At 58.2% G+C, this 14,493-nt stretch carries 12 protein-coding genes; all 12 read right to left on the bottom strand.

Annotated elements, in window-relative coordinates; all coding sequences use genetic code 11:
* Window positions 1-4: 4 nt before the first annotated feature.
* Window positions 5-985: an NAD-dependent 4,6-dehydratase LegB gene (locus EGM97_RS13525; protein ID WP_238962000.1), complete on the bottom strand. Its 981-nt coding sequence runs from the start codon at window positions 983-985 to the stop codon at window positions 5-7.
* A 29-nt stretch (window positions 986-1,014) separates the two neighbouring features.
* Window positions 1,015-1,254: a hypothetical protein gene (locus EGM97_RS13520; protein WP_238961999.1), complete on the bottom strand. Its 240-nt coding sequence runs from the start codon at window positions 1,252-1,254 to the stop codon at window positions 1,015-1,017.
* A 947-nt stretch (window positions 1,255-2,201) separates the two neighbouring features.
* Window positions 2,202-2,426, bottom strand: a complete 225-nt coding sequence (locus tag EGM97_RS13515) for a lipopolysaccharide assembly protein LapA domain-containing protein (protein ID WP_238961998.1) — start codon at window positions 2,424-2,426, stop codon at window positions 2,202-2,204.
* A 17-nt stretch (window positions 2,427-2,443) separates the two neighbouring features.
* Entirely contained in the window at window positions 2,444-2,740 is a 297-nt protein-coding gene (gene ihfB, locus EGM97_RS13510; RefSeq protein WP_238961997.1) for an integration host factor subunit beta, read from the bottom strand.
* Between the two features lie 144 nt (window positions 2,741-2,884).
* Window positions 2,885-3,163, bottom strand: coding sequence for a hypothetical protein (locus EGM97_RS13505; protein ID WP_238961996.1), 279 nt, complete (start codon window positions 3,161-3,163; stop codon window positions 2,885-2,887).
* 223 nt (window positions 3,164-3,386) lie between these two features.
* A complete protein-coding gene (gene rpsA / locus EGM97_RS13500; RefSeq protein ID WP_238961995.1) occupies window positions 3,387-5,075 on the bottom strand; it encodes a 30S ribosomal protein S1 in 1,689 nt (562 codons plus the stop codon).
* A gap of 119 nt (window positions 5,076-5,194) precedes the next feature.
* Window positions 5,195-5,884, bottom strand: coding sequence for a (d)CMP kinase (cmk, locus tag EGM97_RS13495; protein ID WP_053155075.1), 690 nt, complete (start codon window positions 5,882-5,884; stop codon window positions 5,195-5,197).
* Window positions 5,881-8,088, bottom strand: a complete 2,208-nt coding sequence (locus EGM97_RS13490; RefSeq protein WP_238962033.1) for a bifunctional prephenate dehydrogenase/3-phosphoshikimate 1-carboxyvinyltransferase — start codon at window positions 8,086-8,088, stop codon at window positions 5,881-5,883. Before EGM97_RS13490 ends, cmk begins: the two co-directional genes overlap by 4 nt.
* A gap of 28 nt (window positions 8,089-8,116) precedes the next feature.
* Window positions 8,117-9,229: a histidinol-phosphate transaminase gene (hisC, locus tag EGM97_RS13485; protein WP_238961994.1), complete on the bottom strand. Its 1,113-nt coding sequence runs from the start codon at window positions 9,227-9,229 to the stop codon at window positions 8,117-8,119.
* Window positions 9,230-9,242: 13 nt separating this feature from the next.
* Window positions 9,243-10,337 carry a prephenate dehydratase gene (gene pheA / locus EGM97_RS13480; protein ID WP_053146538.1) on the bottom strand — a complete coding sequence of 365 codons (1,095 nt, stop codon included), beginning with the start codon at window positions 10,335-10,337 and terminating at the stop codon, window positions 9,243-9,245.
* Window positions 10,337-11,422, bottom strand: a complete 1,086-nt coding sequence (gene serC, locus EGM97_RS13475) for a 3-phosphoserine/phosphohydroxythreonine transaminase (protein WP_238961993.1) — start codon at window positions 11,420-11,422, stop codon at window positions 10,337-10,339. Before serC ends, pheA begins: the two co-directional genes overlap by 1 nt.
* 159 nt (window positions 11,423-11,581) lie before the next feature.
* On the bottom strand, window positions 11,582-14,245 hold the full coding sequence (gene gyrA, locus EGM97_RS13470) for a DNA gyrase subunit A (protein ID WP_238961992.1): 2,664 nt from the start codon (window positions 14,243-14,245) through the stop codon (window positions 11,582-11,584).
* Between the last annotated feature and the right edge of the window lie 248 nt (window positions 14,246-14,493).

Genomic DNA, 14,493 nt, shown 5'->3' with positions numbered 1-14,493 from the left:
CCTCTCAGACGTTATAAATATCAGCTTTATACTTAGCCAAATTTTGGGGAACGAGAAGCCAGTCGATTGTTTGTTGCAGGCCTTCAGAAATAGAATAACTCGGCACAAAACCGGTCAGTTTATTTATTTTGGTATTGTCGCACCACAACCTGAACACTTCCGATTTTCCTGGGCGCATGCGCTGATCATCAGTCAAGAATTCTACGTCACTGTTCATCAGCTTTTTGATGAGCTCAAGCGTATCACGTACAGATATTTCGTAGTTTGAACCAATATTTACCGTTTCACCAATGGCTTCCTGGCACCGCGCCAGCTGCAAGAACCCCCGGCAGGTATCAGCTACGTAATTGAAATCTCGGGTTGGGGAGACATCGCCTAGTTTGATCTGCTTCTGGCCGCTTGCAATTTGAGTGATGATGGTTGGAATAACCGCTCTGGCCGATTGCCTAGGTCCGTAGGTATTGAACGGCCTGGCGATGGTCAACGGCAAATCGAAAGCATTGAAGAAGCTCATGGCCATCGCGTCGGCGCCAATTTTCGAAGCACTGTAAGGCGATTGAGCTTGTAAAGGGTGCTTTTCGTCGATAGGCACATACTGAGCGGTGCCATAAACTTCACTAGTAGAAGTATGGATCACCCTTCTTACATTATTTTCAAGGGCTGCCTGACAGATATTCAGCGTACCTTTTACATTGGTGTCTACGTAGCTATCTGGAGCAACATACGAGTATGGAATGGCGATCAATGCCGCGAGATGGAAAACAACATCAACTCCCTTGGTGATGTGCTTGCAAAAATGTGGATCCCTGACATCACCGCTAACGACTTCAACTTGATCAAGACAGTTGATATTCTCTAGCCAACCCCAATAATTAAATGAATTGTATTGGGACAGTGCTTTTACTTGATAACCTTCCTTCACCAACAACTCAACCAAATGGGAACCAATAAATCCGTCGGCACCCGTTACTAAAACTTTATTCAATTTCCACCTCAGTACTGGTTGAGTTTTTTTTAAATTCGAACTGGCAATTTCAAGCTCGCCAGCTCTATTAATTCGTTAGTCAAAGTCACACCAATGGGTATGTCACCGACCCAGAGATTCATATTTCTCTCAAATGGCACATTGATATGACACTTCGCGTCACTCACCATAAAATGAGATTGAGCCACCTCAATAGTCTTCGGGGGCAAAATGAAAGCACAGATCCTTTGCGGAGCGCTGGGAACTGCCAGAATTTTCTCAGTATTCATGATGCAACTCCCTGCGCTTTGCAGCCTATCCATTGCTTTGGAAAATTTGTACCTATGTCCACCCTACCTAGCAGCGCCCCAGCAGTCGATGAGTGAGCCAATAAGCCCAAATGGAACCAACTGGCTTTTCAAGTCTACGCAAAAAATTAGCCTAGTCCGCCCAGCGCAGCAGCGCTCATGAGCTCTCGGTGCGCTCCTTACGCGACATGAGTCCCTCAAAGTGATTCATTAGAGGTAGGCGAGCCAGGAGCAATTTTGATTTTGTCATCCCGCAGCCAGCCCTGCTCAATGCATGTCGCTCATTGCGGCATTACTCGCCGGCAGCTCTAATGATAGCGAGGCCAAGCCACCGGGGAAAATGGTTTTTACCAGCCCCTCCTCCAGACCCACCTGAAAACTATCCCAGGGGCGGAAAGAGAATCGACGGATGGCCGAGGTTGCCCGACGGGAGGATGCTGCTGAATGCCCTGCCTGCCTCGCTCAAGCGAGCCGGTGCCAAAGGATGTGTGGTGGCGATCGACTCCAAACACCCAGCCGACATTTAGTCGGAGAAAATGAAATCCGCGACCGCCGCTAATGTGATCGAGGATGACATGCCCAGCGCTCTGGACGTCATGCAGAACCGACGACATGCGCCGCACGCGCCGAACCGAGTGTAGTCCTGAGACATTACGTATCTGCCATCTTCGTTATAGAGCAAGCACTACTGACGAAGCGATTCACCCTGAAGGTTCCGAGCAAATACATCATATATATTGGATCGAATAGGGCTTCAGCTCGAGGCTTTCCCCCGTCCGTAATTCAACTCACCCGTACCGCTCTGAGTAAACAGAAATGATAAAAGCTTACTTAATAGACTTGTAAGGAACGCAAAAGCAGCTGCACTGATAAAAGCCAGAAAATCTTGGGCAGTGATCCTTACCAAGATTACTGGGTTCACACATCAATTATTTGAGGCGTCGACGCCCCCGCATGAACCAAGTGAGCAACGGTCCGAGCATCATGCCAGCGAGCAGCGCCAGGAGCACGCAAACCGAAACAGGTAGCTCCGGGGCAGGCCACCCCAGGAACAACAGCGTGGCAGGCTGATTATTTTCCAGCACAAACAGAATAATCGCCAAGGCCACGAATAGCGCAGCTACGACAAACGCCAGGCGCCTAAAGTTCCGCATTTATCCCCCTCCCCTTGTCAAAGTTCACCCCCCTCCTCTTCGTTAACACGATCCCTGAGCTCTTTACCCGGTTTGAAATGAGGAACGAATTTGCCGTCCAGGCTTACCGACTGCCCGGTCTTGGGGTTACGCCCCACCCGCGGAGCACGGTAATGCAGGGAAAAACTGCCAAAGCCACGGATCTCGATACGATCTCCGGTCGCCAGGCACTGGGACATTTGTTCAAGCATGGTCTTGATGGCCAGCTCCACATCTTTGGATGAGAGTAGCCCTTGATGGGTGACAATTCGTTCGATCAACTCCGACTTCGTCATATTTTTCCCTTCTTTATCAAGCAGCTAGATCAGTGCTTCAAAAGGTTTTAGCATGCCCGAAGGGATTTGAACAGCCCGAGTATTGACAAATCTTTTGTTTATCTGGCTATCCCTTTTTTGGTGCATACACGAGAGCTCTTATGACTATCGGCATATAACCAGCATCGTTCGGGTCAGGTACCCAGCAGGGTTGAAGCCCAAAGGATACCAATCCTCATCCTTTGCATCGTCAGACCGGGTTATCACCTTATAACCCGCCCCCTTGCACTCCCTGGCAGCACGCTTGTGGCATTTCTCCCACCCGGAACCCAATCCCGAGCAATCAATCTCGATGCCGCTGACGCCGCGCACTGCATGTGTCTTAGCACTGGTAGAACACCCCACCAGCACCAGAACAGCCAAGACTGGAAAAAGCTTCTTCATTCGACTCCTTGAGCCAAGAACCCGACCAAATCATGCGCGCCAGGCTCGGCCCCACTCTTATAGATGATCGGTCCACCTGATAAAAAGACAATTTGAATTGGAGGTTGGTTTCGCGTAACCGCACCGGCGAATCCGCCCCCCCTCTGTACACCACGAAACGCAGAATATCCGCAGGCACAAAAAAGGGCGACCGAAGTCGCCCTTTTCTACAGAAACCCAGAACTCAGTTCTGTTTTTCCATTTGCGCACGCAGCAGGTCACCCAGGGTGGTGGCTACCGGAGCATCCGTAGCTGGCTTGTCGCGCAGGCTTTGGATAGCTTCTTTCTCTTCTTCAACGTCTTTCGACTTGATCGAGAGCTGGATTACGCGGCTCTTGCGGTCAACGCTGATGATCTTGGCTTCTACTTCTTCGCCTTCTTTCAGCACGTTGCGAGCGTCTTCAACGCGGTCACGGCTGATTTCGGAGGCTTTCAGAGTCGCTTCGATATCATCGGCCAGAGTGATGATGGCGCCCTTGGCGTCAACTTCCTTCACAGTGCCCTTGACGATGGCGCCCTTGTCGTTTTCCGAGACGTATTCGGAGAACGGATCGCTTTCCAGCTGCTTGATACCCAGGGAGATACGCTCGCGCTCTGGGTCAACCGACAGGATAACGGTGTCCAGCTCGTCGCCCTTCTTGAAACGACGTACGGCTTCTTCGCCCACTTCGTTCCAGGAGATGTCGGACAGGTGAACCAGACCGTCGATGCCGCCGTCCAGACCAATGAAGATACCGAAATCGGTGATCGACTTGATGGTACCGGAGATCTTGTCGCCCTTGTTGAACTGGCCAGAGAAGTCTTCCCATGGGTTCGACTTGCACTGCTTGATGCCTAGGGAGATACGACGACGCTCTTCGTCGATGTCCAGAACCATGACCTCCACTTCGTCGCCGACTTGTACGACTTTCGAAGGGTGGATGTTCTTGTTGGTCCAGTCCATTTCGGAAACGTGCACCAGACCTTCAACGCCTTCTTCCAGCTCAGCGAAGCAGCCGTAGTCGGTCAGGTTGGTTACACGAGCGGTGACGCGGGTGCCTTCTGGGTAACGGGCTTTGATAGCGACCCATGGATCTTCACCCAGTTGCTTCAGGCCCAGGGAAACACGATTGCGCTCACGATCGTACTTCAGAACCTTGACATCGATCTCGTCGCCAACGTTGACGATTTCCGAAGGATGCTTGATACGCTTCCAGGCCATGTCGGTGATGTGCAGCAGGCCATCGACACCACCCAGATCGACGAATGCGCCGTAATCGGTGAGGTTCTTGACGATACCTTTGACCTGCTGGCCTTCCTGCAGCGATTCCAGCAGAGCTTCACGCTCGGCGGAGTTCTCGGCTTCCAGGACGCTGCGACGGGAAACGACAACGTTGTTGCGCTTCTGGTCCAGCTTGATGACCTTGAATTCCAGCTCTTTGCCTTCCAGGTGCGTGGTGTCGCGCACTGGACGGACGTCAACCAGGGAACCTGGCAGGAACGCACGGATGCCGTTAACGTCGACAGTGAAGCCGCCTTTAACCTTACCGTTGATAACGCCCTTGACCACTTCCTCAGCTGCGAAAGCCGCTTCCAGAACGATCCAGCATTCAGCGCGCTTGGCTTTCTCACGGGACAGCTTGGTTTCACCAAAGCCATCTTCAACCGAGTCCAGAGCAACGTGAACTTCGTCACCGACGTTGATGTTCAGCTCGCCAGCGTCATTGTAGAACTGTTCCAGCGGGATGAGGGCTTCAGACTTCAGGCCAGCGTGAACGGTTACCCAGCGAGCCTGGTAGTCGATATCAACGATAACACCGGTGATGATGGAGCCTGTCTGAAGGTTCAGGGTTTTCAGGCTTTCTTCAAAGAGTTCCGCAAAGCTTTCGCTCATTTTAATTCCTGTTGATGAGGGCGAAGAATACGCCCGGCTCCACGCCCCAGACGACGTGGGTTAGTTTCATATAAAAGAAGACCGCAGGACTATGACTGGTCCCCTGCGGAGCTTCCTGGTCACCCGGCGATATCGCGAATGGCGATCTCGCTCATGATGCGTTGCAACACCTGATCGATGGACAACTCCGTGGAATCCAGCTGAATCGCATCGGCCGCCGGCTTGAGCGGGGCTACTGCACGCTGGGTATCACGCTCATCGCGCGCACGAATCTCATCTAGCAGACTCGACAGACTAACATCCTCGCCTTTGCCCTTCAACTGCAAATATCGACGGCGAGCCCGCTCCTCGGCACTGGCGGTCAGGAAAATCTTCAAGGGCGCGTCCGGAAACACTACCGTTCCCATGTCCCGACCATCGGCCACCAACCCTGGCGCCTCCTGAAATGCACGCTGGCGCTGCAGCAACGCCTCGCGCACCGCTGGCAGCGCGGCAACCTGGGAAGCGCCGGCGCCGACACTCTCCGTGCGGATGACATCGCTGACTTCGTCACCCTCCAGAATGATGCGTTGCAGTTGGCCCTCGGTGGCGGCAATGAACTGCACATCCAGATGCGCCGCCAGGGCCTTCAGCAGCTCTTCGTTGGTGAGATCCACGCCATGGTTGCCGGCCGCGAAAGCCAGCAATCGATACAGAGCCCCCGAATCGAGCAGGTTCCAGCCCAGCTGCCGGGCCAGGATCCCGGCCACGGTGCCCTTGCCCGAACCGCTTGGGCCATCGATGGTGATGACCGGTGTCTTGATCTTCACGACTGCGCCTCTTGTGCTACTCGAATACCGACCTGCGCGCACAGCGCCAGGAAGTTCGGAAACGACGTCGCGACGTTGGCACAGTCATGGATGCGGATCGGTGCGCTGGCACGCAGGGACGCAACACTGAATGCCATGGCAATACGGTGATCGCCATGCCCATGGACTTCGCCGCCGCCGATCTGGCCGCCATCGATGATGATGCCATCCGGGGTTGGTTCGCATTTGACGCCAAGCGCCAGCAAGCCATCCGCCATGACCTGGATACGGTCCGATTCCTTGACCCGCAGCTCTTCGGCGCCCGTCAATACGGTACGCCCTTCTGCACAGGCAGCCGCCACGAACAGCACCGGGAACTCGTCGATCGCCAGCGGAACCAGCGCTTCCGGAATCTCGATGCCCTTGAGTTTAGCCGCTCTTACGCGAAGGTCCGCAACCGGTTCACCGCCGACTTCACGCTGATTCTCCAGGGTGATGTCGGCGCCCATCAGGCGCAGGATGTCGATCACGCCGGTACGGGTCGGGTTGATCCCGACATGCTCGAGGACCAGGTCGGAACCTTCGGCGATCGACGCCGCCACCAGGAAGAACGCGGACGAAGAGATATCGCCAGGTACTTCAATATGGGTCGCGGTCAATTGGCTGCCGGACTCGACCGAAGCCGTGGCGCCATTCACCGTGACCGGATAGCCGAAGCCGCGCAGCATGCGCTCGGTATGGTCGCGGGTCGGGGCCGGTTCGGTGACGGTGGTCTTGCCTTCGGCATAGAGACCGGCCAGCAGCAGGCAGGACTTCACCTGGGCGCTGGCCATCGGCATGGTATAGGTCAACCCCTTGAGCTTGTTGCCGCCACGAATGGTCATCGGCGGACGACCGTCGGCGGCGGTCTCGATGACAGCGCCCATTTCGCGCAACGGATTGGCGACGCGATTCATCGGACGCTTGGACAGCGATGCGTCACCGGTCAGGACACTGTCGAAGTCCTGGGCCGCCAGCAGGCCGGACAACAGGCGCATCGAAGTACCGGAGTTGCCCAGATAGATCGGGCCCGGGGCAGGCTTGAGTCCATGCAGGCCAACGCCATGGATGGTCACGCGACCGTGGTGCGGCCCCTCGATGACCACGCCCATGTCACGAAACGCCTGCAGCGTCGCCAGGGCATCTTCGCCCTCGAGGAAGCCTTCCACCTCGGTCACGCCTTCAGCCAGGGAGCCGAGCATGATCGAGCGGTGGGAAATCGATTTATCGCCCGGTACACGAATACGCCCGCTCAGGGAGCCACCAGGTTGTGCCAGGAAAATCAGATCGTTGGAATTCATAGCGTCCACATAGGCCCGACGGGCCAGGATTTTACTGAAATGCTCGCGGGCTACCCTGGCGCGTGTGAAAACGCCCAGCAATTGGTGCCCGTCCCCTGCATCGACCGCGTCGCGCAAGGCGTCGAGGTCGCTGCGAAATGTATCGAGTGTGCGCAGGACAGCTTCGCGGTTGGCGAGGAAGATGTCGTGCCACATGACCGGGTCGCTACCCGCGATTCTCGTGAAATCGCGGAAACCGCCGGCAGCGTAACGGAAGATTTCAAGATTTTCATTGCGTTTGGCCAATGAATCCACCAGGCCGAACGCCAACAGGTGCGGCAAATGGCTGGTGGCAGCCAATACTTCATCGTGACGCTCGACTTGCATGTGCTCGACATCGGCACCCAGTTCACGCCACAGACGGTCTACTACCGCCAACGCGGCCGGATCGGTCTGATCCAGCGGCGTCAATATGACCTTGTGGCGGCGAAACAGCTCGGCATTGGAAGCTTCCACCCCACTCTGCTCGGAACCGGCAATCGGGTGACCGGGCACGAAACGCGCCGGCATACCATCGAAAGCTTCGGTGGCTGCGCGCACGACGTTGCCTTTGGCACTGCCGACATCAGTCAGGATCGCCTGCCCAAGTTCCATGGTCGCCAAGCGTGCAAGTAGTTTTTCCATGGCCAGGATCGGCACTGCCAGCTGGATCACGTCCGCGCCCTGGCAAGCGATGGCCAGGTCATCTTCGCAACGGTCCACTACCCCTAGCTCCACCGCCAGCTTGCGCGACTGCGAATCCAGGTCGACACCGACCACCTCACGGCACAGGCCGCTTTCACGCAGCCCCTTGGCAAACGAACCACCGATCAGCCCAAGGCCGATCACCACCAGGCGACCGATCATAGGGACGGCAGGTTGCAGTGAAGTGACATCAACCACGTGCCAGGACCTTGCTCAGCGCCTCGAGGAAACGGCTGTTTTCCGCCGGCAGGCCAATCGTGACGCGCAAGTGGTTCGGCATGCCATAGTTGGCCACCGGACGGACGATCACGCCCTCGCGCAGCAAGCCCTGGAACACTGGCGCGGCAACACGACCGACGTCAACGCAGATGAAGTTGCCCTTGGATGGAATCCAGTTGAGGCCCAATTCACGGAACCCGGCCTCCAGTTGCCCCATGCCCGCCTCGTTCAAGCGACGGCTTTCGGCCAGGTAGGCTTCATCTTGCAGGGCGGCACAGGCAGCGGCCAGGGCCAGGCTGTTGACGTTGAATGGCTGACGCACGCGGTTCAGCACGTCGGCCACCACTGCCGTGGACAAGCCATAGCCGACCCGCAGCGACGCCAGGCCATAGGCCTTGGAAAAGGTGCGCGAGACCAGCAGGTTCGGATAGGCCGCGAGGAAATCCAGGCCATCCGGCAAGTCGCTGCCTTCGGCGTATTCGATATAGGCCTCGTCCAGTACCACCAGCACATGCTCGGGCACGTCCTGCAGGAAGTCATCCAGGGCGTGGGCGTCGAACCAGGTGCCGGTCGGATTGTTCGGGTTGGCGATGAATACCACTCGGGTGTTGGCATCGATGGCCGCCAGCATCGCCGGGAGATCATGTCCCCAGTCCTTGGCAGGCACCACGTGGGCGTCGGCGCCGACGGCCTGGGTGGCGATCGGGTAGACCGCGAAGGCGTGCTCACTGAAAACGGCATTGAGGCCCGGCGCCAGGTAGGCACGCGCCACCAGTTCGAGGATATCGTTGGAACCGTTGCCCAACGTCACCTGGTTCAATTCAACACCGCAGCGTTCGGCCAGCAGGCTTTTCAATGCAAAGCCGTTGCCGTCGGGATAGCGGGTCAGCTCGGCCACCGCACCGCGGATCGCCTCCAGCGCCTTGGGGCTCGCCCCCAGCGGATTTTCGTTGCTCGCCAACTTGACGATGCTGGCCGGGTCCAGGTCCAGCTCGCGAGCCAGTTCATCCACAGGCTTGCCCGGAACGTAAGGCGAAAGTTGTTGCACGCCTGGCTGAGCCAGCGCGAGGAAGTTGCCACTCATTTGCTATCCGCCCTTAAAGAACTGCCTTTGGGTAGGAACCCAGCACCTTGAGTGCCACTGCTTCCTGACTGATTTTCTCCAGCACACCTTTGACCAGCGGATCGCGGTGATGGCCGACGAAATCGATGAAGAACACGTAGGTCCATTTACCGCTGCGCGAAGGACGGGTCTCAATCCGGGTCAGGTCGATACCGTTATCGTGGAACGGAACCAGCAATTCGTGAAGCGCGCCGGGCTTGTTGCTCATGGAGACAATGATCGAGGTCTTGTCGTCGCCGGTCGGAGGCACTTCCTGATTGCCGATCATCAGGAACCGGGTGGAGTTGTCCGGACGGTCCTCGATCTTTTCGGCCAATCGGGTCAAGCCGTAGAGGCCCGCCGCCATATCCCCGGCGATCGCGGCGGAGTTCCACTCGCCCTTCACCCGCTTGGCCGCTTCGGCGTTGCTCGACACCGCCACGCGCTCGACATTCGGGTAATGGGCATCCAGCCACTTGCGGCACTGGGCAAGGGACTGGGCGTGGGAATAGATCCGGCTGATGCTGTCGGTCTTGGTGTTCTCCCCCACCAGCAAATGATGGTGAATACGCAGCTCGACTTCGCCACAGATCACCATGTCGTGTTCGAGGAAGCTGTCCAGCGTGTGGTTGACCGCGCCTTCGGTGGAGTTTTCCACCGGCACCACGCCAAAATTCACCGCACCGGCCGCCACTTCGCGGAACACTTCGTCGATGGCCGCCATCGGTTTGCTGATCACCGCGTGACCGAAGTGTTTCAAGGCCGCGGCCTGGGTGAAGGTGCCTTCCGGCCCCAGGTACGCGACTTTCAGTGGTTGCTCGAGAGCCAGGCACGAGGACATGACTTCACGGAACAGCCGTGCCATTTCTTCGTTGCTCAGCGGCCCCTTGTTGCGCTCCATGACCCGCTTGAGCACCTGAGCCTCACGCTCGGGACGATAGAACACGGGCACTTCACCTTCAGCCAGGGATGCCATTTTTACCCGGGCAACTTCCTGGGCACAGCGCGCGCGCTCACTGATCAACTCCAGGACCTTTTCGTCCAGGGCGTCGATGCGCAGGCGCAGCGCCTTGAGTTCTTGCTCTGACATCAGCCGTGTTCCTTCTCGAACTCCGCCATGTAGGCCACCAGCGCATTGACGGCGTTGATGTCCACGGCGTTGTAGATCGAAGCGCGCATGCCGCCCACCGAGCGGTGCCCCTTGAGATTCAGCAGGCCGCGTTCGTCGGCACCGGCCAGGAACGGCTTGTCCAGACGGTCGTCGGCCAGGCGGAACGGCACGTTCATCCACGAACGATCGGTCTTGTTGATCGGGTTGCTGTAGAGGTCGCTGGCATCGATGAAGTCATAGAGGGTGCGCTGCTTCACTTCGTTGAGCTTGCCGATGGCCTCGACGCCACCCTGCTCTTTCAGCCACTCGAATACCAGGCCGGACAGGTACCAGGCCAGGGTCGGCGGGGTGTTGTACATCGAGCCGTTGTCGGCCGCGACCTTGTAGTTGAGCATGGTCGGGCACAGGGAGCGGGCGCGACCCAACAGGTCTTCACGGATGATGGCGACCAGGATGCCGCTCGGGCCGATGTTCTTCTGGGCACCGGCGTAGATCATGCCGAAGCGGGAGACATCCACAGGGCGCGAAAGAATGTCCGAGGACATGTCGGCCACCAGCGGCACGTCGCCGGTTTCCGGGATCCAGTTGAATTCCAGGCCGCCGATGGTTTCGTTCGGTGCGTAGTGAACATAGGCCGCGTCCTTGGACAGGTTCCATTCGTTCTGGCCGGGAATGGCGAAGTAGTCGTATGGCTTGGCGGTGCCGGCAATATTGACGCGACCGTAGCGCGAGGCCTCTTCGATGGCCTTCTGTGACCAGATGCCGGTGTCGATGTAGTCGGCGTGGCCGTTTTCCGGCAGCAGGTTCAGCGGAATCTGGGCAAACTGCTGGCTGGCGCCGCCTTGCAGGAACAGCACCTTGTAGTTGGACGGGATGTTCAGCAGATCACGCAGGTCCTGCTCGGCCTTGGTGGCAATGGACACGAACTCATCGCTGCGATGGCTCATTTCCATGACGGACAGGCCCTTGCCATGCCAGTCGAGAAGTTCACCCTGGGCGCGCTTCAGGACCGCTTCAGGAAGCGCCGCCGGGCCGGCACAGAAGTTATAGGCTCTCTTGCTCACATCCAATCTCGCTCTGATCTGGTGGTCACACATTTAATACGGTATCAGCGGGTGCTCACTGTGGGAGCAAGGCTCGCTTACACAGTTTGCAGTGTCGCAAATTTTCAAAAGGGACAAACAACAAGGGGGCGAATCTTCATCCGCCCCCTGCGTGTCTGCTTAGTCCTGCGGTTCTTCTTCATCTGCGACAGCGTCGAGCGACTGGTCGCCGGCCATGTCATCGACGTCGGCCCCAAGGGCGCCGTCGAAGGTCACGTTCTCGTCGCCTTCCAGCTCCTCGCCTTCGACTTCCGATGGTTCCTGGACCCGCTCGAGTCCCACCAGCGTTTCGTCGTTGGCCAGCTTGATCAGCGTCACGCCCTGGGTGTTACGGCCCAGGCTGGACACTTCGTCGACCCGCGTACGGACCAGCGTGCCCTGGTCGGAAATCAACATGATCTCCTCGCCATCGAGCACCTGGACAGCCCCCACCAGGCGGCCGTTACGCTCGTTGCTGACCATGGCGATCACGCCCTGGCCGCCACGCTTGTACTCCGGGAACTCGCTGATAGGCGTACGCTTGCCATAGCCACGCTCGGAAGCAGTGAGGATCTGGCTGCCTTCTTCGGGGATCAACATGGAAATCAGCTTCTGCCCTTCCGGCAGGCGCATGCCGCGCACGCCGCGGGCGGTACGGCCCATGGCGCGAACGTCGGATTCCTTGAAGCGGGTCACCTTGCCACCGTCGGAGAACAGCATCACTTCACGCTCGCCGTCGGTGATGGCAGCGGAGATCAGCACGTCGCCTTCGTCCAGCTCCAGGGCGATCAGACCCACGCTGCGCTGGCGACTGAACGATTCGAGCGGGGTCTTCTTCACGGTACCGTTGGCGGTCGCCATGAAGATGTAGTGACCTTCGGTGTATTCCTCGACCGGCAGCATGGTGGTGATGTACTCGCCATCGTCCAGCGGCAACAGGTTGACCAGCGGACGGCCACGCGCCGCACGAGACGCCTCGGGGATTTCATAGGTCTTGAGCCAGTACACCTTGCCCTTGCTGGAGAACAACAGCAGCGTGGTGTGGCTATTGGCGACCAGCAGGTGAGCGATGTAGTCCTCGTCCTTGACTCCGGTAGCCGACTTGCCTTTGCCGCCGCGACGCTGGGCCTGGTAGGCGGCCAGCGGCTGAGTCTTGGCGTAGCCGCCGTGGGAAATGGTCACCACGCGGTCTTCTTCCGGGATCATGTCGCCCAGGGTCAGGTCCAGGCGCGCATCGAGAATCTCGGTGCGACGCACATCGCCGTATTCGGCGCGGATCACTTCCAGCTCTTCGCGGATCACTTCCATCAGCCGGGTGGCGCTGTTGAGGATGCGGATCAGCTCGCCGATCTGGTTGAGGATTTCCTGGTACTCGGCCAGCAGCTTCTCGTGCTCCAGGCCGGTCAGGCGGTGCAGACGCAGCTCCAGAATGGCCTGGGCCTGTTCCGGGGACAGGAAATATTTGCCGTCGCGCAACCCGTATTGCGGGTCGAGGTTCTCCGGACGGCACGAGTCGGCACCGGCACGCTCGACCATGGTCATCACAGCGCTGGATTCCCACGGGGTGCTGACCAGCGCTTCCTTGGCCTCGGACGGGGTCGGCGAGGCCTTGATCAGGGCGATCACCGGGTCGATGTTCGACAAGGCAACGGCCTGACCTTCGAGGATATGCCCACGCTCGCGAGCCTTGCGCAGCTCGAACACAGTACGACGGGTCACCACTTCGCGACGGTGACGCACGAAGGCTTCCAGCAGGTCCTTGAGGTTCAGGATCCGCGGACGGCCATCGATCAGCGCCACGATGTTGATGCCGAACACGCTTTGCAGCTGGGTCTGGGCATAGAGATTGTTGAGGATCACCTCGGGCACTTCGCCACGACGCAGCTCGATCACTACCCGCATACCGTCCTTGTCGGACTCGTCACGCAGCTCGGTGATGCCTTCGAGTTTCTTCTCTTTTACCAGCTCGGCGATCTTCTCGATCAGGCGGGCCTTGTTCAGCTGGTACGGCAGTTCGGTGATGACGATCTGCTGGCGGCCGCCAACCTTGTCGATGTCTTCAACAGTGGAGCGGGCGCGCATGTAGATGCGGCCACGACCCGTGCGGTAGGCCTCGATGATGCCGGCGCGACCATTGATGATCGCGGCGGTCGGGAAGTCCGGGCCGGGAATGTACTGCATCAGCTCGTCGACGGTCAGCTCGGGATTGTCGATCAGGGCCAGGCAGCCGTCGATGACTTCACCGAGGTTGTGCGGCGGGATGTTGGTGGCCATGCCCACCGCGATACCACTGGAGCCGTTGACCAGCAGGTTCGGGATACGGGTCGGCATCACCGCCGGGATCATCTCGGTGCCGTCGTAGTTCGGCACCCAGTCCACGGTTTCCTTGTGCAGGTCGGCCAGCAGCTCGTGGGCCAGCTTGGTCATGCGCACTTCGGTGTATCGCATGGCCGCAGCGTTGTCGCCGTCCACGGAACCGAAGTTGCCCTGGCCGTCTACCAGCAGGTAGCGCAGGGAAAAGGGCTGCGCCATCCGGACGATGGTGTCGTACACGGCGGTGTCACCGTGGGGGTGATACTTACCGATCACGTCGCCGACGACACGGGCGGATTTCTTGTACGGCTTGTTGAAGTCGTTGCCCAGCTCGCTCATTGCGTACAGCACGCGCCGATGCACGGGCTTCAAGCCATCGCGCGCATCCGGCAGCGCCCGCCCGACGATCACGCTCATCGCGTAGTCGAGGTAGGACTGTTTCAGCTCGTCTTCGATATTGACCGGGAGGATTTCTTTGGCCAGTTCGCCCATGAGAAGCCTGATTCCTTTTTCTGGTGAAACCCCGTGCGTCCAGATGGGACGAACGAAGCTCGCCGCTGCAGAACAAGTGCCATGCAACGACTTACGACAAATCAACGAGTTATGCCATGGATCTGCGCAGTAGAGACTGCCTCGAGAGGCAGCCCTGGAAACCGCCGGATGTTATCACAAGAGCCGCCACGCACCTATCCCCCAGATGCGCATGGTGAGTAGTTAGTTGACCGGTGACAGGCTGATAT

Source organism: Pseudomonas sp. AF32, from assembly GCF_022342325.2.
In the GTDB taxonomy this organism is placed as follows: domain Bacteria; phylum Pseudomonadota; class Gammaproteobacteria; order Pseudomonadales; family Pseudomonadaceae; genus Aquipseudomonas; species Aquipseudomonas uvaldensis.
This window is presented reverse-complemented; position numbering and strand designations above follow the sequence as displayed.